The 26,235-nt window shown below is 53.5% G+C and carries 25 protein-coding genes; 7 read left to right on the top strand and 18 right to left on the bottom strand.

Annotated elements, in window-relative coordinates:
* Nucleotides 1–208: 208 nt before the first annotated feature.
* Complete coding sequence (gene dusC, locus ACUY4S_RS08015) at nucleotides 209–1,165, bottom strand: tRNA dihydrouridine(16) synthase DusC (protein ID WP_458022674.1); 957 nt, start codon at nucleotides 1,163–1,165, stop codon at nucleotides 209–211.
* Between the two features lie 231 nt (nucleotides 1,166–1,396).
* On the opposite strand from dusC, the gene ACUY4S_RS08010 reads away from it, so the two are divergent.
* The 4 genes from ACUY4S_RS08010 to sanA all read left to right on the top strand — a co-directional run bounded on the left by ACUY4S_RS08010 (nucleotide 1,397) and on the right by sanA (nucleotide 4,346).
* Complete coding sequence (locus ACUY4S_RS08010; RefSeq protein ID WP_312687871.1) at nucleotides 1,397–1,795, top strand: CidA/LrgA family protein; 399 nt, start codon at nucleotides 1,397–1,399, stop codon at nucleotides 1,793–1,795.
* Nucleotides 1,792–2,487 carry a CidB/LrgB family autolysis modulator gene (locus ACUY4S_RS08005; protein WP_312687873.1) on the top strand — a complete coding sequence of 232 codons (696 nt, stop codon included), beginning with the start codon at nucleotides 1,792–1,794 and terminating at the stop codon, nucleotides 2,485–2,487. Before ACUY4S_RS08010 ends, ACUY4S_RS08005 begins: the two co-directional genes overlap by 4 nt.
* A gap of 129 nt (nucleotides 2,488–2,616) precedes the next feature.
* Nucleotides 2,617–3,501: a cytidine deaminase gene (gene cdd / locus ACUY4S_RS08000; protein ID WP_312687876.1), complete on the top strand. Its 885-nt coding sequence runs from the start codon at nucleotides 2,617–2,619 to the stop codon at nucleotides 3,499–3,501.
* 125 nt (nucleotides 3,502–3,626) lie between these two features.
* Nucleotides 3,627–4,346 (top strand): outer membrane permeability protein SanA, encoded by a 720-nt coding sequence (gene sanA, locus ACUY4S_RS07995; RefSeq protein ID WP_312687878.1) that lies wholly within the window; start codon nucleotides 3,627–3,629, stop codon nucleotides 4,344–4,346.
* Between the two features lie 9 nt (nucleotides 4,347–4,355).
* Here sanA and ACUY4S_RS07990 read toward each other — a convergent pair whose 3' ends face one another.
* From ACUY4S_RS07990 to ACUY4S_RS07950, 9 genes are all read right to left on the bottom strand, one after another.
* The gene (locus ACUY4S_RS07990) at nucleotides 4,356–4,781 is read right to left on the bottom strand and encodes a hypothetical protein (RefSeq protein WP_458022675.1); all 426 of its coding nucleotides are present in this window, start codon (nucleotides 4,779–4,781) and stop codon (nucleotides 4,356–4,358) included.
* A 205-nt stretch (nucleotides 4,782–4,986) separates the two neighbouring features.
* The gene (locus ACUY4S_RS07985) at nucleotides 4,987–5,214 is read right to left on the bottom strand and encodes a BssS family protein (RefSeq protein WP_312687884.1); all 228 of its coding nucleotides are present in this window, start codon (nucleotides 5,212–5,214) and stop codon (nucleotides 4,987–4,989) included.
* 161 nt (nucleotides 5,215–5,375) lie between these two features.
* The gene (mglC, locus tag ACUY4S_RS07980; protein ID WP_312687885.1) at nucleotides 5,376–6,386 is read right to left on the bottom strand and encodes a galactose/methyl galactoside ABC transporter permease MglC; all 1,011 of its coding nucleotides are present in this window, start codon (nucleotides 6,384–6,386) and stop codon (nucleotides 5,376–5,378) included.
* Nucleotides 6,387–6,401: 15 nt separating this feature from the next.
* Nucleotides 6,402–7,922, bottom strand: coding sequence for a galactose/methyl galactoside ABC transporter ATP-binding protein MglA (gene mglA, locus ACUY4S_RS07975; protein WP_312687887.1), 1,521 nt, complete (start codon nucleotides 7,920–7,922; stop codon nucleotides 6,402–6,404).
* Between the two features lie 79 nt (nucleotides 7,923–8,001).
* Nucleotides 8,002–9,000: a galactose/glucose ABC transporter substrate-binding protein MglB gene (gene mglB, locus ACUY4S_RS07970; RefSeq protein WP_312687890.1), complete on the bottom strand. Its 999-nt coding sequence runs from the start codon at nucleotides 8,998–9,000 to the stop codon at nucleotides 8,002–8,004.
* Nucleotides 9,001–9,292: 292 nt separating this feature from the next.
* Nucleotides 9,293–10,318 (bottom strand): HTH-type transcriptional regulator GalS, encoded by a 1,026-nt coding sequence (gene galS, locus ACUY4S_RS07965; RefSeq protein WP_458022676.1) that lies wholly within the window; start codon nucleotides 10,316–10,318, stop codon nucleotides 9,293–9,295.
* Nucleotides 10,319–10,473: 155 nt separating this feature from the next.
* The gene (gene yeiB / locus ACUY4S_RS07960) at nucleotides 10,474–11,634 is read right to left on the bottom strand and encodes a DUF418 domain-containing protein YeiB (protein WP_312687896.1); all 1,161 of its coding nucleotides are present in this window, start codon (nucleotides 11,632–11,634) and stop codon (nucleotides 10,474–10,476) included.
* A 19-nt stretch (nucleotides 11,635–11,653) separates the two neighbouring features.
* Nucleotides 11,654–12,322, bottom strand: a complete 669-nt coding sequence (gene folE / locus ACUY4S_RS07955) for a GTP cyclohydrolase I FolE (RefSeq protein ID WP_312687899.1) — start codon at nucleotides 12,320–12,322, stop codon at nucleotides 11,654–11,656.
* 126 nt (nucleotides 12,323–12,448) lie between these two features.
* Nucleotides 12,449–13,576: a YbfB/YjiJ family MFS transporter gene (locus ACUY4S_RS07950; RefSeq protein ID WP_312687902.1), complete on the bottom strand. Its 1,128-nt coding sequence runs from the start codon at nucleotides 13,574–13,576 to the stop codon at nucleotides 12,449–12,451.
* A 149-nt stretch (nucleotides 13,577–13,725) separates the two neighbouring features.
* On the opposite strand from ACUY4S_RS07950, the gene fghA reads away from it, so the two are divergent.
* Nucleotides 13,726–14,562, top strand: coding sequence for an S-formylglutathione hydrolase (gene fghA, locus ACUY4S_RS07945; protein ID WP_458022677.1), 837 nt, complete (start codon nucleotides 13,726–13,728; stop codon nucleotides 14,560–14,562).
* 38 nt (nucleotides 14,563–14,600) lie between these two features.
* On the opposite strand, the gene cirA is transcribed toward fghA, so the two are convergent.
* The 7 genes from cirA to yieE form a co-directional block, all read right to left on the bottom strand.
* A complete protein-coding gene (cirA, locus tag ACUY4S_RS07940) occupies nucleotides 14,601–16,583 on the bottom strand; it encodes a catecholate siderophore receptor CirA (protein ID WP_458022678.1) in 1,983 nt (660 codons plus the stop codon).
* Between the two features lie 269 nt (nucleotides 16,584–16,852).
* Complete coding sequence (locus ACUY4S_RS07935) at nucleotides 16,853–18,322, bottom strand: amino acid permease (RefSeq protein WP_312687911.1); 1,470 nt, start codon at nucleotides 18,320–18,322, stop codon at nucleotides 16,853–16,855.
* 182 nt (nucleotides 18,323–18,504) lie between these two features.
* Nucleotides 18,505–19,242, bottom strand: a complete 738-nt coding sequence (locus ACUY4S_RS07930; protein WP_458022679.1) for an amino acid ABC transporter ATP-binding protein — start codon at nucleotides 19,240–19,242, stop codon at nucleotides 18,505–18,507.
* Entirely contained in the window at nucleotides 19,223–19,879 is a 657-nt protein-coding gene (locus ACUY4S_RS07925; RefSeq protein ID WP_312687916.1) for an amino acid ABC transporter permease, read from the bottom strand. The genes ACUY4S_RS07930 and ACUY4S_RS07925 overlap by 20 nt, the downstream gene beginning before the upstream one ends.
* On the bottom strand, nucleotides 19,879–20,544 hold the full coding sequence (locus tag ACUY4S_RS07920) for an amino acid ABC transporter permease (protein WP_458022680.1): 666 nt from the start codon (nucleotides 20,542–20,544) through the stop codon (nucleotides 19,879–19,881). Before ACUY4S_RS07920 ends, ACUY4S_RS07925 begins: the two co-directional genes overlap by 1 nt.
* Nucleotides 20,545–20,548: 4 nt before the next feature.
* The gene (locus ACUY4S_RS07915) at nucleotides 20,549–21,334 is read right to left on the bottom strand and encodes a transporter substrate-binding domain-containing protein (protein WP_312687920.1); all 786 of its coding nucleotides are present in this window, start codon (nucleotides 21,332–21,334) and stop codon (nucleotides 20,549–20,551) included.
* A 176-nt stretch (nucleotides 21,335–21,510) separates the two neighbouring features.
* Nucleotides 21,511–22,377: a DNA-binding transcriptional regulator YeiE gene (gene yieE / locus ACUY4S_RS07910; RefSeq protein WP_312687922.1), complete on the bottom strand. Its 867-nt coding sequence runs from the start codon at nucleotides 22,375–22,377 to the stop codon at nucleotides 21,511–21,513.
* A 101-nt stretch (nucleotides 22,378–22,478) separates the two neighbouring features.
* Here yieE and ACUY4S_RS07905 point away from each other — a divergent pair, with 101 nt between their 5' ends.
* Together ACUY4S_RS07905 and nfo are read left to right on the top strand one after the other, a co-directional pair.
* Nucleotides 22,479–23,528, top strand: coding sequence for a YeiH family putative sulfate export transporter (locus ACUY4S_RS07905; RefSeq protein WP_458022681.1), 1,050 nt, complete (start codon nucleotides 22,479–22,481; stop codon nucleotides 23,526–23,528).
* A gap of 72 nt (nucleotides 23,529–23,600) precedes the next feature.
* Nucleotides 23,601–24,458, top strand: a complete 858-nt coding sequence (gene nfo / locus ACUY4S_RS07900) for a deoxyribonuclease IV (RefSeq protein ID WP_312687927.1) — start codon at nucleotides 23,601–23,603, stop codon at nucleotides 24,456–24,458.
* Nucleotides 24,459–24,531: 73 nt separating this feature from the next.
* Here nfo and fruA read toward each other — a convergent pair whose 3' ends face one another.
* Nucleotides 24,532–26,220 carry a PTS fructose transporter subunit IIBC gene (fruA, locus tag ACUY4S_RS07895; RefSeq protein WP_312687928.1) on the bottom strand — a complete coding sequence of 563 codons (1,689 nt, stop codon included), beginning with the start codon at nucleotides 26,218–26,220 and terminating at the stop codon, nucleotides 24,532–24,534.
* Between the last annotated feature and the right edge of the window lie 15 nt (nucleotides 26,221–26,235).

The raw sequence follows: 26,235 nt of genomic DNA, 5'->3' as shown, positions 1-26,235 counted from the left end.
TATATCCAGAAAAATACAGATAATTATTAGATGATTGTTTAACTATTTCACTTAAATAGTTATAAAAATAAAGCAAAAAAAACCCAAACCGTAAACCCATGGAAGATGGATTTAAACGCTTTAGGTTTTGCCTGTATTACAGTGACAATCCTGAGTTGCTGCGCGAATATCAATAACACTCCGCCTTGCAATGATCCAGCGACTTATTTTATAAATCTGCAGAAACGTGATTTAGCTCGCGGGAAATAGCTGCTGCAATTTCATTTGCGGTTTTATAGGTGCGAATAATGGCAAAAAGATCGCCCGCTTCAATATATTCTTTTCGTAAATAACTTAGCCACTGTTTTATACGTGCGACATGATATAAACCGGTATCACCCTGTTTTTCCAGCTGCGTATATTTGACTAACAGCGCGACCACCTGCGGCCATGGCATTCGGGGCTCATTATATTTTACAACCCGGCTCAAATTGGGCACATTTAATGCGCCACGCCCGATCATGACCGCATCGCAGCCAGTAGCCGCCAGGCAGTGCTGAGCGCTTTGCCAGTCCCAGATCTCCCCGTTCGCGACCACGGGAATGGTTAACCGCTGGCGGATTTCACCAATCGCCTGCCAGTTAATACGCTCGGCTTTATAGCCATCCTCTTTGGTACGCCCGTGTACGACAAGTTCGCTTGCGCCAGCCTGCTGCACGGCATCGGCAATTTCGAACTGCCGAGATGGGCTGTCCCAACCCAGCCGTACTTTTACTGTCACCGGGAGATGAGCGGGTACTGCTTCGCGCATGGCTTTTGCACCACGATAAATCAACTCGGGGTCTTTAAGCAGCGTGGCCCCCCCGCCACTGCCATTGACCAGTTTCGACGGGCAACCGCAGTTAAGATCTACCCCCCACGACCCCAGTTCCACCGCACGGGCTGCGTTTTCCGCCAGCCACTCCGGGTATTGCCCAAGCAGCTGGATGCGCACCCGCGTGCCGGATGAAGTGCGGCTTTGCCGATGCAGTTCAGGGCAGATTTTATAAAACGATTTTACCGGCAACAGTTGATCCACCACGCGCAAGAATTCGGTGATGCATAAATCGTAATCGTTTACCTCGGTCAGCAGCTCGCGCACCAGCGAATCGAGCACACCTTCCATTGGCGCCAGTAACACACGCATAAATCGCCCCGGAAAAAATGAGGCGCCATAGTAGCGTCTCTGCTGCAGCGTGGAAAGTGCCTTTGTGGTAGTGCAAAACTACACTTTGCTGGGAGTCAGCCGGAAAGATCATGTGGGAATGCATAACGTTCCAAAAAGGAATGTTTGGTATGCTCATAATTCATGATGTGATCGGTAGCACGTTTTTAGCTTTAATTGTATGATGAATGCGTTTAGGCAAGGGCTTTCACCATGAGTAAATCATTGAATATTATCTGGCAATATCTTCGTGCTTTTGTACTTATCTATGCCTGCCTGTACGCAGGGATCTTTGTGGCTTCGCTGCTGCCTATTGCCATTCCTGGCAGCATTATCGGTATGCTGATTATGTTTGTGCTGCTGGCGCTGCAAATCCTGCCCGCGAAATGGGTTAATCCCGGCTGCTTTATATTGATCCGCTACATGGCGCTGTTATTTGTGCCGATTGGCGTTGGCGTCATGCAGTATTACGACCTGCTGCGCGCGCAGTTTGGCCCGATCATCGTCTCCTGTGCTATCAGCACGGTGATTGTCTTTTTGGTGGTGAGCTGGAGCACACATCTGGCGCACGGTGAACGTAAAGTGGCGGGGCAAAAAGGTAGCAAACAATGATGACGTATATTTGGTGGTCGTTGCCGCTGACACTGGCCGTTTTTTTTGCCGCACGTAAGCTGGCCGCACGTTTCAAAATCCCGCTGCTTAACCCGCTTCTGGTGGCCATGGTGGTGATCATCCCAATCCTGCTGATCACCGGTACACCGTACGACCACTATTTTCAGGGCAGCAAAATCCTTAACGACTTATTACAACCTGCGGTGGTGGCGCTGGCCTTTCCACTTTATGAGCAACTGCACCAGATTCGCGCCCGCTGGAAGTCGATCATCACAATCTGTTTTGTCGGTAGCCTGGTGGCAATGGTCTCAGGCACGGCTATCGCACTGTTAATGGGAGCGACACCGGAAATCGCCGCCTCAATATTGCCGAAGTCGGTAACAACGCCGATTGCCATGGCGGTGGGCGGTAGCATCGGCGGTATTCCTGCGATAAGCGCAGTGTGTGTGATTTTTGTCGGTGTACTGGGCGCGGTCTTTGGTCATACCCTGCTAAACCTGATGCGTATCCACACCAAATCTGCCCGCGGCCTTGCAATGGGCACTGCCTCGCATGCATTGGGCACGGCGCGCTGCGCAGAACTGGATTATCAGGAAGGGGCGTTCAGTTCACTGGCGCTGGTAATCTGCGGCATTATTACCTCATTGATTGCGCCGTTTTTGTTTCCGCTGATCGTCGCCGTAATGCGTTAAAATTTGCGATTCGTCGCGCATTTTTCATTTGAGTTTCATTAGTTGCACATACAGTGTGAAGTGAATCACACATAAGGGCTATTTAGCCCCGTAAACTACGATTCCAACACACTGTTACGAGGCAACGCCATGCATTCACGTTTTCACACTGCGTTTTCCGGGCTTGCGGAGAATGTGCAATCCGCGCTGGCTCCCCTGTTGGCGGATGTGCATTTCCCCGCCATGCTGAGCGCGGAGCAGGTGGCAACCTTGCACAGCGCCTGCGGGATGGACGAAAACGCACTGGCTTTTGCGCTGCTGCCGCTGGCCGCCGCCTGCGCCCGCACGGAACTGTCCCATTTCAATGTCGGCGCTATTGCCCGGGGAGTCAGCGGAGCCTGGTATTTTGGCGCCAATATGGAATTCCTCGGTGCTACCATGCAGCAGACTGTCCATGCGGAACAGAGCGCCATCAGCCATGCCTGGGCGCGCGGCGAGAAAGCACTCGCGTCAGTGACAGTCAACTACACGCCTTGCGGCCACTGCCGTCAGTTTATGAATGAACTGAATAGTGGGCTGGATCTGCGCATTCATCTGCCAGGACGCGCGGTGCACACCCTGGCCGACTACCTGCCGGATGCTTTCGGCCCGAAAGATCTGTCGATCAAAACGCTGCTGATGGATGAGCAAAACCACGGTTTTACCCACAGCGGCGACGCACTGGCGCAGGCTGCCGTTAACGCGGCGAACAGAAGCCACTCGCCGTATACACACTCCCCTTCCGGCGTGGCGATTGAATGCCGCGATGGCCGTATTTTCTACGGCAGCTACGCAGAAAACGCCGCCTTTAACCCCACGCTACCGCCATTACAAGGTGCCCTCAATTTACTCAACCTGAGCGGATATGATTATGTGGATATGCAACGCGCCATCCTGGCAGAACGTGCCGACGCGCCGCTGACGCAATGGGATGCCACCGTGGCAACGCTGCGGGCGCTGGGTTGCCAGAATATTGAACGAGTTCTGTTGGCGTGACGCACATCACTGCGGAGTCACACCCGCAGTGATGAAAAAGCCCGCAATTGAGCTGCCGTTTCTTGCGCTTGCCGGACGGGTAAAGTAGCCTGAGTGAAATTTCAATCCTGCACCGAGTCTCCCGCATGTTAAAGCGTTTGTTATACAGCCTGTTAGTCCTGGTCGGCTTGCTGCTGTTAACCGCGCTTGGCCTCGATCGCTGGATGAGCTGGAAAACCGCGCCCTATATCTACGACGATTTGCAGGATCTCCCCTGGCGGCAAGTGGGCGTCGTGCTCGGTACCGCCAAGTACTACCGCACTGGCGTCATCAATCAATACTATCGTTATCGTATTCAGGGTGCGCTGAACGCCTATAACAGTGGCAAGGTGAATTACCTGCTGCTCAGCGGTGATAATGCTCTGCAAAGCTATAACGAACCGATGACCATGCGTAAGGATTTGATTGCTGCGGGGGTTGACCCTTCGGATATCGTGCTGGACTACGCGGGCTTTCGCACCCTGGACTCTATCGTTCGCACCCGAAAAGTGTTTGATACAAATGATTTTATTATCATTACGCAGCGTTTCCACTGTGAACGTGCGCTGTTTATTGCCCTGCATATGGGCATTCAGGCGCAGTGTTATGCGGTACCATCGCCGAAAGATATGTGGAGCGTGCGTGTACGTGAGTTTGGTGCACGCCTGGGAACCATTGCCGACCTGTATATGTTTAAACGCGAGCCGCGCTTCTTAGGGCCGCTGGTCCCCATTCCTTCACTGCAGGAAGTCCCGGACAATGCCCAAGGCTACCCGGCCGTTACCGCCGAGCAGCTTCTCGATATTCAGAAAAAAGGGAAAAATTAAGACGGGTAATTAATATACCGGGGCATTGCGGTTAATGTTTTGGGCCGGGCGGACAAGCGTAAACTTACGCTCTACAAACGCCCGGACATCGATCACCACTTGTGCATTCTTATCCAGCGTCCATTGCCCATTCAACGCGTTAAACGCGAAGGTCTGCTCACCCTGGGGGGTATCAACCAGATACTCACCCGTTTTTAAATAGCCAGCAGAGCAGTGAATGCGCGCTGGCGCCCCGCTTTTGATGCGGTACTCAATTTTACGAAACCCGGTTGGCACCGTGCAAAAGCGGTACACCGGCAATGTATCGACCTTCACATCGCCCAACGAGACGACGACTTCGCCATCGCGAAGTAGCTCAACACCCTTAAGGGAGAAACTGCCGTGACTGGTTTTTTCATGCGGAAGGTTATCAACTTTAAAATACACTAAATTCATAGGCGCCCCTGAGCTGCGGATACTAATTTCAGAGATGTATAGGTAAAGCGTAAGTACCCGTAGCGCTTATGGCATTCAGAATTGACTTAAATGTTAAATATTTAATGGCAAGTTGTTCATTTAGGTAAGAAAATTGCATAAGGCAATCACTACCGCGCAGTGCGCAAACGATCACGTCTGCGAGGTAGTCTCGTCAGCGGGGTTATCAGGCCACTTTATCTTCGAACTGATGCAAACTTAACTCTAAATCGTAGATCAGACTTCTGACCATTTCCGGGGTTAAACTGAAAAACTGCGAATCAAAGGTTGTCGCCCCTGGTCCATACGGCGACGTGCTGTAACCAAATTTCATTACCACACCATTCACATTTTCCACTGGCCCCACCTGCCAACCGGTAACCGGAAAAGCAGGAAACGCTAATTCTTTCTCCATTAGAATTACCTCATTTATGCTGTGCCTTATTTGAGCGTAGCACCGGAGTGAAAAATTTAACAACTTCCCGGCCGTAAAGTTTTTTCACGATCCCCCCTTCCCGTCGTGTGCAGGTAAAAAAAAGCCCGCTGCGAGCAGCGGGCCGGATAAACAGAGTGTGCTTATTTTTTACGTGCGTATTTCAGGGAATCGAGCGCCACCGCGAAAATGATGATGCCGCCTTTAATAATATACTGCCAGTAAGGGTTAATGCCGATATAGGTCAGACCGTAGTTGATAACCGTAAAGATGATGACACCGGTTACCACGCCGAGCACAGTACCCACACCGCCGCTAAAGGAGACGCCGCCGACCACACAGGCTGCGATGGCATCCAGTTCGTACATAAAGCCGAGGTTGTTCGTTGCCGAGCCAATACGGCCCGCTTCCAGCATACCGCCGAAGGCGTAGAACACGCCGGACAGGGCATAAATCATCAGCAGGTTCAGCGCAACGTTAACACCAGAGACTTTGGCCGCTTCCGGGTTACCACCGATGGCGAAAATGTTTTTCCCAAAACGGGTTTTATTCCACAGCACCCACACAAAGCCAACGGCGATTAACGCGTAGAACGTAATGTAAGAGAGACGGAAACTGCCCAGCGCAATAAAGCCTTGCGTAAAGGTCGAAAAGCCACTGTCAAAGCCGGAAATCGGCGACGCGCCCACAAAGTCGTAGTACAGAGAGTTAATACCATAAACGATAATCATCGTACCCAGCGTGGTGATAAACGGCGTCACGTTGAGGTAAGCGATCACAATGCCATTTACCAGACCAATAATGGCGCCGATTGCGCAGACAATCAGGATCACCACCGGAATAGGCATGGTGGCCATATCCGGGAACACTTTATTAGCGTTTTCCATGGATTGCAGCAGCGTGGCGGCAACCACCGCCGCAAGGCCAACCTGACGCCCGGCAGAGAGGTCTGTCCCCTGGGTGACAATCAACCCTGCCACGCCCAGTGCAATAATAATACGCACCGAGGATTGCGTCAGAATATTACTTAAGTTCAGCAAACTTAAGAACGTAGGGTCCTGGAAAATGATAATGGCCAGTAACACTAAAAGAACAACGTAAATACCGCCGTCTTTCAGATAAGTGAGAAAAGTTTTTTTATTTAACGCACTCATGAGGAGCCCCTGATCTTAAAGGTGCAAAGACGCAAGACGGAGAATTTCGTTTTGCGTTGTGGTTTTAGTGTCAACAATTCCAGCGACGAGGCCATTGCTCATTACCAGAATACGGTCAGTAATGCCTAATAGTTCAGGCATTTCAGAGGAAATAATAATAATCCCCTTATTCTTTTTGGCCAGCTCAGCGATTAGCTGATAGATTTCGAACTTTGCGCCCACATCAATACCGCGCGTGGGTTCATCGAGCATCAGAATTTCCGGCTGGGTTAATAGCCAGCGACCGATAATCACTTTCTGCTGGTTACCACCAGATAATGAGCCGATTTGTGTGCGGTGGCCTGGGGTTTTCACTCGCATGGAATCGATAACCCATTGGGTATCGCTTTTCATGCGACTATTATCCAGCAGACCTACTTTGTTCTTATAATTCTGAATATTCGAAATCAGCGAGTTAAAGCCAATATCGAGATAAGCATAAATACCGGTTGAACGGCGCTCTTCGGTGACGAGTGCAAAACCATTGTTAATGGCTTCATTGGCGTTGTGATTATTGATCGTTTTGCCGTGCAGCTTAATGGTGCCGCCGGATTTCTCACGAATACCAAACAGCGTTTCCACGATGTCTGTACGTTTTGCGCCGACCAGACCGGCGATCCCAAGGATTTCGCCTTTACGCAGGTCAAAAGAGATATCGCGAATCGAAGGCTGGCGTAACGATGTAAGGTTACGGACTTCGAGGATTGTCTCGCCCGGCTCGTTTTGTTTGTCGGGGAAACGCTGGTTCAGGGAACGGCCGACCATCATGGCGATAATCTTGTCCATGTCCAGCCCTTCCAGCGGTTGGGTGGCAATCCACTGACCGTCGCGCAGGACAGTGATCTCATCGCACAGCTGGAATATTTCTTCCATTTTGTGGGAGATATAAACAATACCGCAGCCGCGTTCTTTCAGCTTACGGATAATCTTAAAGAGATGATTAACCTCTTTTTCGGTCAGTGATGATGTTGGCTCATCCATAATAACGATTTTAGCGTCATAGGAGAAAGCTTTCGCAATTTCGATCATCTGCATCTGTGAAACGGATAAAGTTCCCACGCGTGCACGCGGATCAATATCAATATCCAGTTCATCAAAAATAGCTTTGGTATCACGAAACATTTTGTCCTGATCGACAAACATGCCTTTGGTGGGATAACGACCCAGCCACATGTTATCCATAACAGAACGTTGCAGCACCAGGTTAAGTTCCTGGTGAACCATCGAGATACCATTTTCCAGTGCTTCTTTAGCGGAATGGAAATCGATCTCTTTTCCCTGAAAAAGGATGCTGCCGGAATCTTTTTGATAGATCCCAAAAAGACATTTTAATAATGTTGATTTACCCGCGCCATTCTCACCCATTAATGCATGAATGGAATGAGGACGGACTTTTAAATTGACATTATCGAGTGCCTTAACGCCTGGAAAAGACTTGTTGATATTGCTCATTTCCAACAAGAATTCACCTGACGACTGAGTATTATTGCTGACCATAATTATACCTTGTTGGCCTGGCATATCGTGTTATAAAGGGCGCAACAAAGGTTGCGCCCAGTGAGAACAGGCTTGCTTATTATTTACCGGCAATTTCAGCCAGGTTGTCTTTATCTACACCAACATAAGGAATGCGAACAACTTTGTTCTCAATTTTCCAGTTGGTGCCGGCAGCGGCTTCTTTACCTTCGGCGAGGTTTTTCGCCAAATCAAAGCTGGCTTTTGCCTGGTTGTTGGCATCGTTCAGCACGGTACCGGCCATCGCACCGGATTTAACCAGCGCCAGAGCTTCAGGCAGCGCATCGACACCAAAGACCGGAATAGAAGACTTGTTGTGGGCTTTCAGCGCTTCTACCGCACCCATTGCCATGGCGTCGTTGTTCGCGATAACCACTTCAATTTTGTTAGCGTTAGGACCGGAGAGCCAGGCATCCATTTTATCTTTCGCCTGAGCGGTGTCCCACATTGCGGTATCCAGTGCCAGCTGCTGGGTTTTGATGCCCTTGTCATTCAGCTCTTTAATAACGTAAGTGGTACGCGCTTCCGCATCCGGGTGGCCCGGTTCGCCTTTCAGCAGTACGAACTGGATCTGGCCATCTTTATTCAGATCCCAGCCCTGATTCGCCGCCCAGTGTTTCGCAATCAGGTCGCCCTGAATAACGCCGGATTCTTTGGAGTCGGTACCCACATAATAGGCTTTGTCGTAGCTATCCAGCGCTTTGCGAGACGGCTCTTTGTTGAAGAACACCACCGGCACATTCTGGCCGCGCGCTTTCTCAATAACAGTCCCCGCCGCTGCCGGGTCAACCAGGTTGATCGCCAGTGCTTTTACGCCTTTCGCCAGCAGGACGTCGATCTGGTCATTCTGTTTGGATTGGTCATTCTGGGAGTCGTTCATCAGCAGCTGTACATCCGGCGCTGCTTTGGCATCTTTCTCGATAGCCTTACGTACAACAGACATAAAGTTGTCGTCATACTTATAAATGGTCACACCAATACGGGTATCCGCTGCGTGTGCGGCTGCGCCAAAAAGCATGCTTGCCATAACAGCAGACAGAGTCAACACCTTCTTATTCATGGTATCTCCGGTTTTTTATATGCAGGGTAGTTCTTGTGAATAATGCTCGGCGGGAAGTATGTTAATGGAACGTTACTTTCGACCGAAGCTCACGCTAAAAAAATCCATTCGTCCGTGTACGGTAACGCTCCAGAATTCGCTTTCTTCGATGTGTAACGCCGCAAAGCGCAGGTAAAATAAACACTCACCGTTACATCGTGTTTCAGCTTCTAAGACGCTGACATCATAGTCAGCGTCTTGTTAAGATACTGTGAATTTACTCACAGATTGAAAACGGTTACATCACCCGACGTTATAAGTTAGTGATCGATGCCACAGTTTGTCGCTGGCTTACCGAATGGCGACGCACCAGCGTGGGCATAAAACAGTGAGAAGCCTGTAAATCCAGCTTCCCTGCGGCCCCCAGCAGTGCCAGCTCCGTAGCAAGACGCGCCATCGAGGCCACCGGATAACGCACAGTAGTCAGTTGAGGATCGGTGTAGCGGGCAATGGGAATATCATCGAAACCAATCAATGACAAATGCTGTGGCACCGCAATGCCGTTATCTTTCAGCGCCGTCAGCGCACCTGCGGCCATGCTGTCGTTATAGGCAAATACGGCCGTCAGTTGCAGGTTACGCCCCAGCAGCTCGACCATCGCGGCTTCACCGCCCTGCATATCCGGCGATCCGGTGCCTACCCAGCTATCCGGCGCGGCAATGCCCTGCTCTTCCAGTGCGCGGAACCAGCCTTCGCGACGTAAATCGTTATCTTCAATCTTGTGACTGGACGCCAGATAACCAATGCGCTGATGACCATGATTGAGCAGCATGCGTGTTGCCATCATCGCGCCGCTGACGTTGTCCAGGCAGACACAACGATGGGCATAACCCGGTACCAGCCGGTTAATTAACACCATGCCTGGAATCTGCTCCATGAAACCGGCCAGCTCTTCATCGCTTAAGGCTTTTGAATGGACAATCAAGGCGTTACAGCGTTGGCGTATCAGGACTTCGATGGAGTGGCGCTCTTTCTCGGCTTCGTGGTAACTGTTTCCAATCAGCACATATTTCTGGTGCTGCTGCGCGACGGTATCGACCGCTTTCACCAGCGCGCCAAAGAAGGCGTCCGACACGTCCATCACGACCACGCCGATGGTGTCGCTCACCTGCGTCGCCAGCGCCTGGGCATTGGCATTCGGGCGATAACCAAGCTGTGCGACCGCTTTCATCACCGCTTCACGCGTCTCCTGGCTAACCAGTGCACTGTTGTTAAGTACGCGGGAAACCGTCGCGACAGAAACGCCCGCCTGACGGGCAACGTCACGAATGGTGATCATTTTTCCCCACCTTTTCTGGATTGCGGCAGTTCACAGTCACCCCCTGGGTTAAGTAAGGAGGCTATTTTGTCAGTAGGCTGGTGATTGCTACGTGAGTGGCATCACATCAATGGAAACGGTTACATCCGTTTTGTTAACGATTGTGATCCAGATCGTTATCTGGATGTGCGCGATAATGATGTCCCTGCAGCACGTGCGGTTAACTGCCGCCATAGCCATTCCAGTGGCCCCTGACGGAAGCGTTTAAGCCAGAAGAGGGAGAAGAGAATATTGATGCCCCACACCGCTGGCACAAAAGCCAGCAACTGGAGGCGGTCAAATTTCATAAATAAACCGAGGTGATTGAACAGCGTTGTGCAGATCAGGGTCTGTAGCAGATAGTTGCTCAACGCCATACGGCCGACACAGGCGATGGCGCTGACCAGCCTGCTGGCGCAAATCTGCGGCCAGAACCCCCATGCCAGTGCGGCATAACCCAGCGCCTGCAGCGGTGCGCCGAGTTCTCGCGGCGCCTGCAGGATAAAGGCACACCAGCGATAAGACCAGCCCAACTGCCATTGAGCAATAATCGCGGGCAGATTAATCAACATACCGAGCACAATCAACAGCGCGCCCACTTGCCGGTAATGACGCAGGCTGAACTGGCCTTTTAACCAGCCGCTACGCATTAATGCCGCCCCCAGTAGCATTAACCCAGCCAGTTGCCAGCCATACTGCGCGCCCAGCGCCAGCAGCATATTAGAGAGCATATCCGCCCGGTTGCTGACCGCTTCGATGGCGCTACCGCTGGTTTTCCACCAGGCTTCGTATTGCAGATTTGCAGCATCCGGCAGCCAGGCACGATTTGCCTGCCCTCCCGAGATGCCGCCAAGTAACAGCAGTACAGCAATGCCAATCAGATAAAGCACGATCCCGGTATTAAAGAGGGATTTTACGCTCTGTGCATCACGGATCATCCGCCAGGCAATCAACCCGACCAGGCCATAAGCCAGCAGAATGTCGCCATCCCAGAAAAAGAGCGCATGAATAAACCCTAACAGCACCAGCAGGGTCAGACGTGACTGTATCCAGCGTTTACCCCGCGGCAGCAGCATTTGCAGGCCCGCGCCAAACAAAATGGCAAACAGCGAGAGAAATTTAACCTGGGCAAAAAGATCGAGAAAGGCCCATGTCCAGGCATCCCGTTGCGTGACTTCGCCATACCAGGCAGGGTTCAGGTAGGCTGCCTTTGGCAAACCAAAGGCAGAAATATTCAGAAGCAGAATACCCAGAATGGCAACGCCACGAACAAAATCCAGCGTGACATTGCGTTCCATGTCTCCGGCTCTCCGACAATCAGTTAGTGTGGCGCACAGCGCGCAGGAACTCCTGGCGGGTATTCTGGCTTGATTTAAACAAGCCTCCCAGCGAGGTGGTGGTAGTGGCGCTGGTCGCATCTCGGATACCACGTGCTTTAACGCAATAATGCACCGCATCAATCGATACGGCCACATTGTTGGTGCCGAGCAGGGTTTGCAGTGCGGTCAGGATCTGCTGCGTTAAACGCTCCTGCACCTGCGGACGCTGGGCAAAAAACTGCACAATGCGGTTGATTTTCGATAAGCCTATCACCGACTCTTTCGGGATGTACGCTACCGTCGCTTTGCCGTCGATAGTAACAAAATGGTGTTCACAGGTACTGGTCAGGGTGATATCGCGTACCGTGACCATTTCATCCACTTTCATTTTGTTTTCAATGACGGTGATCTTCGGGAAATTGGCATAATCGAGGCCAGAAAATATCTCATCGACATACATTTTGGCGATGCGATGTGGCGTTTCCATCAGGCTGTCATCATTCAGATCGAGATTCAGCAGCTGCATCACCTCGGTCATGTGGCCAGCGATCAGGCGCTTACGGGTTTCGTTATCCATCTCGCGGACCGGTGGACGCAATGGCGTTTCCAGACCACGGGCAACCAGTGCCTCATGAACGAGAGCCGCTTCTTTAGTGAGTGATGACATCTTTTTATTCTCCTGCAGGTGTGGCGTGCTTCGCCATGACAACGGGCGAAGTGAGCAATCATTGTGCGTGAGGTCGCGCACATAATCCAGCCCTGGTATCGATAATTATTGAAATCCGGCTCTCTTTCAGGGTGAGCGTTTCCAGACCAGAATGCCACCGATCAGCAGAGCGATGGCAGCCACCCCGAGCGCCGGTTCAAGACGCTGTGTGAGCCAGGTCGAAAGCGCTGAGGTCATCGGCCCGACCAGTTGCCCCAACGCATAACCCGTGGTCAGTAACCCCGCCATGTAGCGCGCATGGGCAGGAGCAAGTTCACGTCCATACAGCAACGACAGCTGGACTGCGCAAAGGAAACCGCCGCCGACCAGTAGCGCTCCGGTAATCAACCCGCCAATGCCTGGAAGCAGCCATGCTGCCAACACCCCTGCTCCCTGTAACCACAGTACGATGGCTAAGCGCTGATGCGTGTGGCCCGCATGACGCAGCAAGATGCTTAACGCAATGCCTACCACCGAGGCCACGCCAAAAACCGGCCAGACAAACTGAGCAAACAGACTGCCAGGAAAGCGCAGCGCCGCCATTTGAGAGAGGAAAGTTGCAGGCAGAATATAGCCAAACCCGGCGAGGCTGTAGCTCCAGACCAGGCGTTTCACGTTCGCGGTCATGGGCAGTGCTTGCACGATTTGCCCCGGCCGGTGCCATTCGCCGGGGCGCGGCAGGTAACGGGCAATCATTACCACCAGCAATAAGGCCAGCACGCCATACACTTGCCAGGCCGACGCCGCCGACAAGCCTTTCGCCTGGATAGCCACTGCCAGCAGGCCGCTTAAGGCAATACCAGCGCCTGGTCCGGCAAACACGGCGGCGCTCAAACCCGGCCGCCCGGCCTGGGCCAGTCGATCATTTGTCCAGGCGGCAATCAGCACCATCGCCCAGCCGCTCATCGCGCCGATCACCAGACGTATTGCACCATGCAGCAGTGCGTTGTCGGCTATTGACGATAAAAACGTCAGCGCCACCGCGCCGCCAATACCTGACCAGAGACGGAGTTCGATATGTCGCTGCGCACGCATCGCATCCCAGGCGCCGAGCAGATACCCCAGATAATTGATCGCCGCCACCAGCCCGGCGCTGGTCAGGGTGAGTTGCCCATCGCGGATCATCAGCGGCACCTGAGGCGTAAAAGCAAAGCGCCCTATTCCCATCGCTACCACCAGCACAATAAACCCGCAGAGCGCGACCGCGCGTACCATGCACACCTCATTTGTTAACGTAAAGTTATGTTTATGATGCAGTATGTCGCATTTATGCGGAAGTGAAAGTTACTCACAGCGGGATGAATAATCTGTATTATGCAAAGATCGCTTTTACTTACGACGCACCATTAACTGAGGAGCCCCGCATGGAACTGCTCGAAGAGCACCGCTGTTTTGAAGGCTGGCAACAGCGCTGGCGCCACGACTCCGCCGTACTCAACTGTACGATGACCTTTAGCATTTTTTTACCGCCGCAGCACAGCGCCACGCCACCGCCGGTGCTGTACTGGCTCTCCGGCCTGACCTGCAATGATGAGAATTTCACCACCAAAGCGGGTGCACAACGCGTCGCGGCAGAACTGGGTATTGTACTGGTGATGCCGGATACCAGCCCGCGCGGCGATGAGGTTGCCGATGCAGACAGTTACGATCTCGGCAAGGGTGCCGGTTTTTATCTTAATGCCACTGTGCAACCGTGGGCAGCGCACTACCGGATGTATGATTATCTGCGCGATGAGTTACCGGCGCTTATCAATAACGAATTTAATGTTAGCCCTCACTGTGCCATCAGCGGCCATTCAATGGGCGGCCACGGTGCCCTGCTGCTGGCGTTGAAAAACCCGGGGCGCTATACGAGCGTTTCCGCATTCGCGCCGATCGTTAACCCGCTGCAAGTTCCGTGGGGGCAAAAAGCCTTTAGCACCTATTTGGGTGACAATGCGCAACAATGGCGCGAATGGGATAGCTGTGCCTTGATGCTGGAGAGCGATGAAAGTCGCGCAATACCGATGCTTATCGATCAGGGTGATAACGATCAGTTCCTCGCCGATCAGCTGCAACCTGCGCGACTGGCGGAAGTGGCCAGGCAAAAATCCTGGCCGCTGACGCTACGCATTCAGCCTGGCTATGATCACAGCTATTTCTTTATCGCCTCGTTTATTGAAGATCATCTGCGCTTCCATGCGCAGCATTTGCTGAAGTAATCCCGCTACCGGTGGCGTCCTGCCACCGGTTTTCTTCATCAGAAACGGTAATCCACTGCCATAAAGTAACGACGGCCATCTTCGTTATAGCTGTAGTCATCACGGCTCAGATCTTTGTCGCCAAGGTTCAGCACACCCGCACGCAGTTTGACGTTTTTACTGGCCTGCCAGGCGCCGCCCATATTCCAGATAATGTAACCGCCAGGTGTAGTACCCTGCGTGGTTGAACGCTTTTCACCGGTGTAGTTCGCAGAAAGATAGAACGACCAGTCTTCGGTGGTCTGCCAGTCCAGCGTGCTGTTGGCGGTGTGGTACGGCAAATCCTGCAGCGGCTTATTACCACCGCCACTGAGATTGCGGCCATCGTTATAGGTGTAATTCAGCGTCAGTTTCCATGCCTCACCTAACGGCACTTTCAGCTCCGTTTCCACCCCCTGAATGCGCGCTTTATCAACATTGTAATAACGGAATACCGGGATCGATCTGCCATTCGCATTGCGTTCAAAGCCGACAAAGTTGGAATAGCCCGGGGCTTCGCTCAGGCTGGGTGTGCGACTGATATTGATCATGTCGTCAATGTTGTTTTGAAATGCCGTTACGCTCCCCTGCACACCGTCCAGCCAGCCCTCTTCGCCACTGTAGTAGAGCCCGAGCTCGAAGCTCTCACTGGTTTCTGGCTTCAGTTCCGGGCTACCTACAATACGGCAGCTCCCACGACAGGAGTTAGTGGCCCAGTCAGGGCTGAGCTGCAGCAGGGACGGCGCTTTGAAAGCCGTTGCCCAGCCGCCTTTCACCGTCACTGTATCCGTCGCGCTGTAAACGAGGTACGCACGCGGGCTCCAGTGGTCGCCGTAGGTATCGTGGTCATCCATACGTACGCCGGTGGTCAGTGCCAGCGGCTCAAAAATACGCCACTCATCTTCGATAAACAGCGCGTACTGGCTGGCAGAGGTTTCGCTGCCGTTACCGCCAGTGAGATTCACCGGATCTGTCAGCTTATCGTGCCGCCACTCGCCGCCAACGGTGAGTAGTTGATTGAGGGTGCCCAGCGGCAGCACGTACTTACCGTCCAGGGTATTGCTTTGCGAAGTGATGGGGCTGCTATTTCCGGGGTTTTTATTGTCGACCTTTTCGCCATAAAAACGCAGTTCGCTGTTGCCCATTTCCCAACGGCCATTATGCGCCAGCGAGTAGTTCTGCCTGTCGAGGCGATTTTTGTTCAGCGAATCAGAATCCCGATCCTGGCGGTCATAGCCGTAACCGGCGGTAATGTCCTGATCCTCTGTCGGTGTCCAGGCAAACTCGACATTACCATCACGGCTGGTAAAGCCTTCAATACGCGGCGTCTGGCCACTGGCGTCGCTCTGGGATGACTGCTGCTGATCTTTTTCGCGTTTCGCCACACTACCAAATGCTTTCATCCCGAGCACACCGTCAATTAACGGGCCGCTGGTATAGAACTGACCATTCCAGGTGTCGCCACGATCGCGATGTTCCTGAACAGTGCTGTCGGCGGTAATGCTGCCGCTCCAGCGCTGGCCAATCTTTTTGGTGATGATGTTCACCACCCCGCCCAACGCATCCGATCCATACAGTGACGACATCGGCCCGCGCACTACTTCAATCCGTTCGATAGCATCAACCGGGATCCAATTGAGATCAAAATCGTTATGGCGGAAGACGGCATTACGAGAGTTGACGCGCTTACCGTCAATCAGGATCAGCGTATAGCTGCTGTCGAGACCGCGCAAACTCACGCCTTTACGGTTATCGCCTTCATTGGTGAGCTGTACGCCGGGTACCTCTTTCAGCACATCCTTCAGGTTTTGCACCGGCTTACGCTGGAGATCCTGCTGGGTGATCACGCTGATACTGGCTGGGGCATCTTTCAGGTTTTGTTCGCTGGCAGAGGCCGTCACCACCAGTGTTTCACCGCTCTCTACGGCCGCCAGGGTTGGCAGCGCCCAGCACAATGCAGACGCGCAAAGGCCTCCCCGCACGATGGGATTCAAGGTAAACATTCCGTAACTCCATGAGGTCAAAATAAAGGCAAAAGGGGTGCTCACAAGCCAAAGACCGCGCCTCATTACTGTGACAAGGGCGGAAGCATTACCGGAGATCAGGGCGCAAAAAGTCGCAGCCAGCTCCTTGTTATTCAGCGAGTTACATTAATGAAAATGATAATGCTTATCAATTTCATTATTTTAAAGTTATGTAAATTTGCAGACGCGCAGGGAACTTTTTCAGGCAAAAAAAAGCCCTCCGGAAAGAGGGCTAAAAGAGTGAATACTTATTGAGTGAAACGCTCCGGGAACTCCATCTCACTATAGCGCACGAAACGCGTACCTTTCGACAGTTTGTAACCGAACCAAATCAGCAGGAATAACGGAATGCCGATATACGTCGCCGTTACCGCGCCCCAGTCGATACTATCGGCGAGGAAAGCCTGATAGTTCTGGCCGAGGGTAATGATCAGGCACAGTACGAAGGCGAAGATCGGCCCCAGTGGGAAGAAGCCAGAACGGTACGGTAAGTTATCCAGCGAGTGACCCTGCGCAACGTAACCGCGACGGAAACGGTAGTGGCTAATCGCAATGCCCAGCCAGGCAATAAAGCCCGTCATCCCTGAGGTGTTAAGCAGCCACAGGTACACGGTCTGGTTGCCAAACATGGAGGTCAGAAAACAGAGCGCCGCAATGACGGTAGTGGCATATAACGCATTACGCGGTACGCCACCTTTCGACAGTTTGGCGAAAACACGCGGCGCTTTACCGTCACAGGCCAGGGTATAAAGCATACGCGTGGAGGCATACATGCCGGAGTTACCCGCCGACAGCACTGCCGTCAGGATCACGGCATTCATCACCGCCGCTGCAGACAACAGCCCCGCATGCTCGAACACCAGTGTGAACGGGCTGACGCTGATATCTTTCACATCGTTACGCAACAGGCTCGGGTCGGTATACGGAATGATCAGGCTGATAATCAGGATCGCGAAGACGTAAAACAGCAGGATACGCCAGAACACCTGCCGCACCGCACGCGGAATATTCTTTTCCGGATCTTCAGATTCACCCGCCGCAATGCCGATAAGCTCCGTCCCCTGGAAGGAAAAGCCCACGATCATCGCCACACCAATCATCGCCGAAAAACCGCCGGCAAATGGCGCATCGCCAATCGCCCAGTTGCTCCAGCCTGCCGGTTTTTCGCCCTGGAAAATACCGACGATCATCATCACGCCGACCACGATAAAGATGATTACCGTTGCCACTTTGATCAGCGAGAACCAGTATTCCGCTTCGCCAAAGCCTTTTACCGAAATGTAGTTGAGCAGGAAAATCACAACCAGGAACAGCGCGCTCCAGATCCAGCCTGGCGTGTCCGGGAACCACCAGGTCATCACCAGCTGCGAAGCCACAAGGTCAACAGCAATGGTTACCGCCCAGTTGTACCAGTAGTTCCAGCCCAGGGCGAAGCCAAAGCCCTCTTCAACATATTTCTGACCGTAAGTGGAAAATGAACCTGAAACGGGCATAAATGCGGCGAGTTCGCCGAGGCTGGTCATCAGGAAGTAAACCATCAGACCAATGAGAATATAGGAGAACAGCGCGCCGCCCGGGCCCGCTGAAGAAATGGTCGCCCCTGATGCGACAAACAACCCTGTGCCGATGGATCCGCCAATGGCAATCATCGTCAGGTGACGCGCCTTCAGTTCACGACGTAGCGTGGGCGCTTGTGTGGTTTTTGATTCGGAAACCATAAGAAAAAGCTATCCATCCAAAAAATGAGGCGCGATTGTAGCAAACGAAACGCAGCCATTCCGGCATAAAACGTCTGTTATTAGAGAGCTTCATGATAGGCAGCGAATTATAAGTAAAGCAGTGATTGGGGAATGTTGCGAGGCGGTAAAGCGCTCCCGCAGCGCAGCGGGAGCGACGGCGATTAATTTAACCCACGTACAGAGGCGATAAACTGTTGCAGTTCTGGCGTGCGCGGCTGGGTGAAAAAGGATTTACTCTCCCCCTGCTCCCAGACTTTACCCTGATGCATAAACACCACGCGATTGCCCACTTCACGGGCAAAATTCATTTCATGGGTAACGAGGATCAACGTCATCCCCTCTGCGGCAAGTTGCTCCAGCACGCGCAGCACTTCACCCACCAGTTCTGGATCCAGCGCCGAGGTAATCTCATCGCACAACAGCACTTTAGGTTTCATTGCCAATGCGCGGGCAATGGCGACACGCTGCTGCTGCCCGCCGGAGAGATTCGCCGGATAGGAGTCAATACGTTCGCCAAGACCAACCTTTTCCAGCATCTGGATCGCCAGCTCCCGGCATGCCTGCGCCGGGAGCTTCAGTACCCGATGCGGGGCCAGCATCACGTTTTCCAGCGCGGTCATATGCGGGAACAAATTAAAGCTCTGGAACACCATACCCACGGAGCGGCTTATTTCCCGCGCTTGAGATTCCCGGTCGGTCACGGTCATTCCGCCCAGCTTGATACTGCCGTCCTGATAACCTTCCAGCCCATTCATACAGCGCAGCAAAGTACTTTTGCCAGAACCGCTACGGCCAATGATCGACACCACTTCGCCCATCTCAATGTCGAGACTAACACCCTTCAGCACGTGATTGTCGCCATAGTATTTTTGAACATCATTAATGGTGATGAGCGGCATGGAATTTTTTCTCCAGATAACGGCTGTAGCGCGACAGCGGATAACACAGCAGGAAGTAGCCCAGCGCAACCAGGCCGAACACTTTAAACGGAGCGAATGTGACATTATTGAGCATGGTTCCGGCTTTAGTGAGTTCCACAAAGCCAATGATTGACGCCAACGCCGTGCCTTTGATCACCTGTACCGAAAAACCGACCGTCGGCGCAATAGCAATACGAATGGCCTGCGGTGCCACCACCCGAAACAGCGTCTGCCCAAAACTCAACCCCAGGCAACGGCAAGCCTCCCACTGCCCCTTTGGCAGGGCTTTAATGCTGCCGTACCAAATATCCAGCAGAAACGCGCTGGTAAACAGCGTGAGCGCAAGTGTGGCCGCTGTCCAGGCGCTCACATCAATACCAAACAGCGCCAGACCAAAAAATGCCAGAAACAGTTGCATTAGCAGCGGCGTTCCCTGAAACAGCGCCGCGTAACCGGCTATCGCCCTTTTTGGCCACTGCCAGCGGCTAATGCGCAACACCAGCAGTGGCAGCGTGACCAGCGTCCCGCAAAAAAACGCAATCAGCGACAGCAGTACCGTCCAGCGCGCTGCCAGCAGCAGATTGCGTAGAATGTCCCAGTCGGTAAAGGTACTCATCAGCTCTCGCTCCCTAACCATTTACGGCCAATCGCCAGCAACGCCTGACGCATCAGCAGCGACAAGGCCAGATACAACAGCGTGGTGACGAAATAGGCTTCAAAACTTAAAAAGGTGCGCGACTGGATCAGGTTGGCCATAAATGTCAGCTCTTCATAGGAGACCTGCGACACCACAGACGACCCCAGCATCACGATAATGCACTGGCTGACCAGGGCTGGATAAATACGCTTTAGCGCAGGCGGCAGGATCACGCGGATAAAAGCCTGCCCACGGGTCAGCCCGAGCACCCGCGCAGCTTCCCACTGTCCCTTCGGCGTGACCTGAATCCCGGCACGGATAATTTCGGTACTGTAGGCACCCAGATTCACCACCATGGCAATCAAGGCAGCCTCTCCCGCGGTCAGCTTGAGGCCCAGCCCTGGCAAGCCAAACACAATAAAGAAAAGTTGCACCACAAATGGCGTGTTTCGGATCAGCTCCACATACACGCCCCACACCGTGCTCAGCAGGCTGGGCTTTCCGCTTCGTAGCGCGGCACCGACAATGCCCAGCGACAAGCCCCCCACCGTCGCCAGCACGGTGAGCGTCAGGGTTGTCCACAAGCCCGCAAGCAGCTGCGGCCAGAATGGCCACAGCGCAACGAAATCCAGCGACGTTGTCATGCGGTTACGCGCCGAAGTTGGCCGGCAACGGTGCCTGCATCCATTTTTGCGACAGGTTGTTCAGCGTGCCATCTTTCAGCGCCTGCTCCACCAGCTTGTCGACTTCGCTTTTCAGTGCCGGTTCGTTTTTCATCAGCCCGATGTAGCACGGCGAGTCTTTCAGCATAAACTGACTGACCGGCGCTTTTTGCGGGTTCTGGCGGGCAATAGCGGCTACCACCACGTTGCCAGTGGCAAGGTACTGAACCTGCCCGGACATATAGGCAGAGAGCGTTGTGTTGTTGTCTTCGTAGCGTTTAACATCAGCATCTTTCGGCGCGATATCGCTCAAAACCATATCCTCCACCGCACCGCGGGTGACGCCAATGGATTTGCCGCTCAACGCTTTTGCATCACTCAACGTTGCCGCTTTCGGGCCAAACACTCCCAGGAAGAACGGTGCATACGCGCGACTAAAATCGATCACTTTTTCGCGCTCCGCGTTCTTACCCAGGCTGGAAATGACCAGGTCGACTTTGTGGGTTTGCAGGTACGGTACGCGGTTGGCGCTGGTGACCGGCACCAGTTGCAACGTTACTTTCATGCTTTTCGCCAGGTATTCCGCCATATCAATATCGTAACCTTGCGGTTTGAGATCGGTGCCCACGGAACCAAAAGGCGGGAAGTCCTGCGGCACTGCAACGCGAAGTACGCCGCGTTTCTGAATATCCTGCAACTGATCCGCCAGCGCCTGCCCGGCGCATGTCATCATTAATGCTGCACCTGCTGCCGCCATCATCCATTTCTTCATCGTTAACACCTCATCGCTCATGAAACAAAAGATTCTTTGAGTCACATTCTGCAACTAATGTGCCAACGCGATATATCCGTCATAACGTGCAATACAAGCACAACGCAGCAATGGGTGGGAGGAAATAGCGCTGCGTCTGCTCACCGAAACGGTGCAGACGCATGCTGATGGTGCAATTAAATGGCGCAGTAACGAATAAAGCGTTCGAGGGCGCTGGAGAGGTGTTTTTGCCGATGGTGTATGCGCCATAATGTGCGAACCAGACGCGGCAGCGGGATCGGCACTTCAACTAATGAACCGGTTTCCAGTTGTTCGGCGATCACCCGACGCGACAGGCAACTGATGCCAAGACCGTGGCGTACCGCGTGTTTTATGGCTTCAGAATTACCCAACTCCATGCCGAGATGAAACTGAGGTAAATGCGACAGCAGCAAATAGTCGACAATCTCACGCGTGCCTGAGCCCCGCTCACGCAGGATCCACGGTGCCGCCGCGAGCCGCTCCAGCGTTATCTCACCCCGTAGCAGGGACGCGGAAGGCGGAGCAAACACCACCAGTTCATCTTCAAGCCAGGGTTCAGCAATGATTTCTGCGGTGTGGCACGGCCCTTCGATTAAACCGATATCCACGCGAAAATCGGCCACGGCATTGATCACATCGAGACTGTTGCCGACGCTTAGCTCCAGCGGTAGCACAGGGAAGTCGCGGCGGTAGCGGGCGATCACTTCCGGCAGGATGTAGTTGCCGATGGTGCTACTGGCAAATACCCGTATTGCACCGTTGTCTTCACGAAACAATTGCTCAATTTCCGTAGCCTGCTCCAGAGCGGCCAGCGCACGCGGATAGAGCAACCGCCCATGTTCATTCACCACCAGACGCTTACCGACCCTGTCGAACAGTTGCACCCCCAGTTGGCCTTCCAGATCGGTGAGCGCTGCACTTACCGCAGACTGGGAAAGAGAAAGCCGCTGTGAAGCCTGGGTGGTGGAGCCGCTTTTCAGCACTTCAGCAAAGACTTCAAGCTGACGCAACGTAATATGCATAGATTCCACTTACCACTTATAAAGATTGATTATAAATATATAATCAATTTTACCTTTAAACCAGCTCACCGTAACCTTTTCTCCATGAAGAGGAGAAGGTTATGACAGATATCACGTTCCACCCCCACCGTTACCCAATATGGCGCTTCGCGCCGGGGCTGCTGCTTAGCGCAGCCATTACGTTCGTTGCACTGTGGCTTGGCGCAATCCCGCGTATTGCCGGTTTAGGGTTAAGCGCGTTAACACTGGCGATTCTGATGGGCATGATCATTGGCAACACGCTGTACCTTAAACTGCACCGGCACTGCGACAGCGGTGTGCTGTTCGCGAAGCAACATCTTTTGCGGCTGGGGATTATTCTTTATGGCTTCCGCCTGACGTTTTCGCAAATTGCCGATGTTGGCGTCAGCGGTATCCTTATTGATGTTCTGACGCTTTCCAGCACCTTTGCCCTGGCCTGTTTCCTTGGGCAAAAAGTCTTCGGTCTGGATAAAAAAACCAGCTGGCTGATTGGCGCGGGCAGCAGCATATGCGGCGCTGCGGCGGTGCTGGCGACCGAGCCGGTGGTGAAAGCCGAAGCCAGTAAAGTGACAGTTGCGGTGGCGACCGTAGTGATCTTCGGTACGCTGGCCATTTTCATCTATCCTGCGCTCTATCCCTTGCTGGGTTCGCTGTTCAGCCCGGAAACGTATGGCATCTGGATTGGCTCTACCGTACATGAAGTCGCCCAGGTAGTGGCCGCCGGGCATGCCATCAGCCCGGATGCGGAAAACGCGGCCGTGATCGCAAAAATGCTGCGTGTGATGATGCTGGCACCCTTTTTACTGCTGCTGGCAGCGCGCGTTAAGCAGTTAAGCCCGCAGAACGATAACGAGAAAAGTAAACTTACTGTTCCGTGGTTTGCGCTGGGTTTTATCGCTGTGGCTATTTTTAACTCGTTTCATCTGCTGCCGACATCATTGGTCAATGCGCTCAACGCGCTGGACACGCTGTTGTTAGCCATGGCAATGGCGGCGCTGGGACTGACCACACATGTTAGCGCGCTGAAAAATGCCGGGGCGAAACCCCTGGTAATGGGTCTGCTCCTGTTTGTTTGGTTGATTGTAGGCGGCGGCGCAATTAACCTCGGTATTCATCACCTGATGGCATAAACCATTACATCTCTCCCCTGCAGACCCGCTATCATTGCCACTTTCCCCCGGCGGGTTTTAACAGGAGTTTTTATGAAATACATTGGTGCGCATGTTAGCGCCTCAGGCGGCGTGGCAAATGCTGCCATCCGCGCCGCCGAGATTGCGGCGACCGCGTTTGCGCTGTTTACCAAAAACCAGCGCCAGTGGCGCGCTGCGCCACTGAATGCGGAAACGATCGACGCGTTTAAAGCCGCCTGCGAAAAATACCATTTCACCCCGGGCCAGATCCTGCCGCACGACAGTTATCTGATTAACCTCGGGCACCCGGTCGCGGAGGCGCTGGAAAAATCTCGCGAGGCCTTCGTTGATGAATTGACGCGCTGCCAGCAACTCGGGCTGACATTGCTCAATTTTCATCCGGGCAGCCACCTGATGCAAATCCCGGAAGAGCAGTGCCTGGCGCGTATTGCGGAGTCGATTAACATCGCGCTGGCGCAAACGGAAGGCGTCACCGCGGTAATCGAAAATACCGCTGGTCAGGGGAGCAACCTGGGGTTCCGCTTTGAGCATCTGGCCGCGATCATTGACGGCGTGGAAGACAAATCCCGCGTGGGCGTGTGCATTGACACCTGCCATGCTTTCGCCGCGGGTTACGATTTACGTACCGAGGCTGCCACGGCAGAGACGTTTGCAGAGTTTGATCGTGTGGTCGGCTTTAAATACTTGCGCGGGATGCATCTGAATGACGCTAAAAGCGCTTTCGGTAGCCGTGTCGACCGCCATCACAGCCTGGGCGAAGGCAATATCGGCCATGATGCGTTTCGCTGGATCATGCGCGACGAGCGTTTCGACGGCATCCCGATGATCCTTGAAACCATTAACCCGGATATCTGGGCAGAAGAGATTGCGTGGCTGAAAGCACAGCAAAACATCGACGCAACAGTCTGAGAAGGTAAACAGTCTGCGCCTCATCCGTGCAAAAAAAAGGGCCGCATAAGCGGCCCTTTTCGGTCCTTACGGATTATGCAGCTTTCGCTACCGCTTGCACTTCCGGACGTTTCAGCCAGGCATATACCAGGCCTGAAAGCAGTGTACCGGCAATAATAGCGAGCAGGTAACCGACCACCGGCGTGATTGCACCGGGGATCAGCAGGACGAACAGACCGCCGTGCGGCGCCATCAGTTTGGCACCAATCGCCATAGAGATGGCACCCGTCAGCGCACCACCGGCGATACAGCAAGGGATAACACGCATCGGATCACGTGCAGCGAACGGGATCGCCCCTTCAGAGATAAAGCACAGACCAAGAACCAGTGCTGCTTTGCCCCCTTCACGCTGACCTTTATCAAACTTGTTGCGTGCAACCAGTGTCGCCAGACCCATTGCCAGCGGCGGCACCATACCGGCTGCCATAATCGCTGCCATCGGTGCGTAAGTCTGGGTACTCAGCAGACCCACGCCAAAGGCGTATGCCGCTTTGTTCACCGGGCCACCCATATCGGTACACATCATGCCACCAAGGATTGCACCCAGCAGAACCGCGTTCGCGGTGCCCATGGTTTGCAGCCAGGAGGTCAGGCCGGCAAGGATTTTCGCCACTGGCGTACCGATCAGGTAGATCATCGCCAGACCGACGATCAGGCTGGAAAACAGCGGGATGATCAAAATCGGTTTCAGCGCTTCCATACTTGGCGGCAGCTTCACGTTTTTACTGATGGCTTTGGCAAGGTAACCGGCCAGGAAGCCAGCAATGATACCGCCGATAAAACCAGAACCGGTGCTCACCGCCAGCATACCGCCAATCAGACCTGGCGTCAGACCCGGACGGTCAGCGATAGAGAACGCAATGTAACCCGCCAGTACCGGCACCATCAGGGCGAATGCGGAACCGCCGCCGATTTTCATCAACGCAGCAGCCAGCGTCCCTTCTTCTTTAAAGGCAGTGATACCAAAAGCAAAGGAGAGTGCAATCAGCAAGCCACCCGCCACCACCATCGGCAGCATATACGACACGCCCGTCAGCAGGTGACGATAGGCACCCGCGCTCTCTTTCTGCCCTTCGCCCGCGTCCGCTTGCGCTTTGCCGGTCGGCTGGTACGTTTTGGCTTCCGCTACGGCTTTGTCCAGCTCCTGCGCGGTTTTCTTCAGCGCCAGACCGGTCGTAGTGCGGTACATCGGCTTACCGGCGAATTTCGCCAGGTCAACTTCAATATCGGCAGCAACAATAACCAGGTCCGCCTGTGCTACTTCTTCTGCAGTGATCGCATTGCCAGCACCCACAGAACCGCGGGTTTCGACTTTCACCCACCAGCCGCGTTTTTTCGCTTCGGTTTCGATGGCTTCAGCCGCCATAAAGGTGTGTGCCACACCGGTCGGGCATGCTGTTACCGCTACAATGCGTTTCGGGCCGCTGGCCGCCACTGCCGCTGTCGCAGCCGGAGCAGTGTAAGGTGCAGCGTGGTTTTTCGCTTCGCTCAGGAACAGTTCCGGGTGAGCAACTGCGCGATTGATGTCGCCCAGCCACACTTTTTTCCCGCTCAGGGCGCCGTCGTTCGGCACCTTACTGCCCAGAACGATAGCCAGTTCCGCTTCGCCAGGGTTATCAATGAATTGCAGATTCGCCTTCTGCGCCGCCGCGCCCAGCAAGGTCTTTGCCATATAGGCACGGGCCTGCCCGAGTTCGGAGTCAATAATCAGCAGCGTTTTCATTATGCCTCTCCTGCT

The sequence above is a fragment of the Kosakonia beeri genome, assembly GCF_054165705.1.
This window is presented reverse-complemented; position numbering and strand designations above follow the sequence as displayed.

Coding starts and splice junctions, on each gene's coding strand:
- ACUY4S_RS07935 (WP_312687911.1), bottom strand. CDS start 18,322: ATGGTTTCCGAATCAAAAACCACACAAGCGCCCACGCTACGTCGTGAA.
- sanA (WP_312687878.1), top strand. CDS start 3,627: ATGTTAAAGCGTTTGTTATACAGCCTGTTAGTCCTGGTCGGCTTGCTG.
- ACUY4S_RS07990 (WP_458022675.1), bottom strand. CDS start 4,781: ATGAATTTAGTGTATTTTAAAGTTGATAACCTTCCGCATGAAAAAACC.
- ACUY4S_RS07920 (WP_458022680.1), bottom strand. CDS start 20,544: ATGACAACGTCGCTGGATTTCGTTGCGCTGTGGCCATTCTGGCCGCAG.
- ACUY4S_RS07950 (WP_312687902.1), bottom strand. CDS start 13,576: ATGGTACGCGCGGTCGCGCTCTGCGGGTTTATTGTGCTGGTGGTAGCG.
- cdd (WP_312687876.1), top strand. CDS start 2,617: ATGCATTCACGTTTTCACACTGCGTTTTCCGGGCTTGCGGAGAATGTG.
- fghA (WP_458022677.1), top strand. CDS start 13,726: ATGGAACTGCTCGAAGAGCACCGCTGTTTTGAAGGCTGGCAACAGCGC.
- dusC (WP_458022674.1), bottom strand. CDS start 1,165: ATGCGTGTGTTACTGGCGCCAATGGAAGGTGTGCTCGATTCGCTGGTG.
- nfo (WP_312687927.1), top strand. CDS start 23,601: ATGAAATACATTGGTGCGCATGTTAGCGCCTCAGGCGGCGTGGCAAAT.
- fruA (WP_312687928.1), bottom strand. CDS start 26,220: ATGAAAACGCTGCTGATTATTGACTCCGAACTCGGGCAGGCCCGTGCC.
- mglC (WP_312687885.1), bottom strand. CDS start 6,386: ATGAGTGCGTTAAATAAAAAAACTTTTCTCACTTATCTGAAAGACGGC.
- ACUY4S_RS07930 (WP_458022679.1), bottom strand. CDS start 19,242: ATGCCGCTCATCACCATTAATGATGTTCAAAAATACTATGGCGACAAT.
- ACUY4S_RS07915 (WP_312687920.1), bottom strand. CDS start 21,334: ATGAAGAAATGGATGATGGCGGCAGCAGGTGCAGCATTAATGATGACA.
- galS (WP_458022676.1), bottom strand. CDS start 10,318: ATGATCACCATTCGTGACGTTGCCCGTCAGGCGGGCGTTTCTGTCGCG.
- yeiB (WP_312687896.1), bottom strand. CDS start 11,634: ATGGAACGCAATGTCACGCTGGATTTTGTTCGTGGCGTTGCCATTCTG.
- mglA (WP_312687887.1), bottom strand. CDS start 7,922: ATGGTCAGCAATAATACTCAGTCGTCAGGTGAATTCTTGTTGGAAATG.
- ACUY4S_RS08005 (WP_312687873.1), top strand. CDS start 1,792: ATGATGACGTATATTTGGTGGTCGTTGCCGCTGACACTGGCCGTTTTT.
- cirA (WP_458022678.1), bottom strand. CDS start 16,583: ATGTTTACCTTGAATCCCATCGTGCGGGGAGGCCTTTGCGCGTCTGCA.
- ACUY4S_RS07925 (WP_312687916.1), bottom strand. CDS start 19,879: ATGAGTACCTTTACCGACTGGGACATTCTACGCAATCTGCTGCTGGCA.
- ACUY4S_RS07905 (WP_458022681.1), top strand. CDS start 22,479: ATGACAGATATCACGTTCCACCCCCACCGTTACCCAATATGGCGCTTC.
- yieE (WP_312687922.1), bottom strand. CDS start 22,377: ATGCATATTACGTTGCGTCAGCTTGAAGTCTTTGCTGAAGTGCTGAAA.
- folE (WP_312687899.1), bottom strand. CDS start 12,322: ATGTCATCACTCACTAAAGAAGCGGCTCTCGTTCATGAGGCACTGGTT.
- mglB (WP_312687890.1), bottom strand. CDS start 9,000: ATGAATAAGAAGGTGTTGACTCTGTCTGCTGTTATGGCAAGCATGCTT.
- ACUY4S_RS08010 (WP_312687871.1), top strand. CDS start 1,397: ATGAGTAAATCATTGAATATTATCTGGCAATATCTTCGTGCTTTTGTA.
- ACUY4S_RS07985 (WP_312687884.1), bottom strand. CDS start 5,214: ATGGAGAAAGAATTAGCGTTTCCTGCTTTTCCGGTTACCGGTTGGCAG.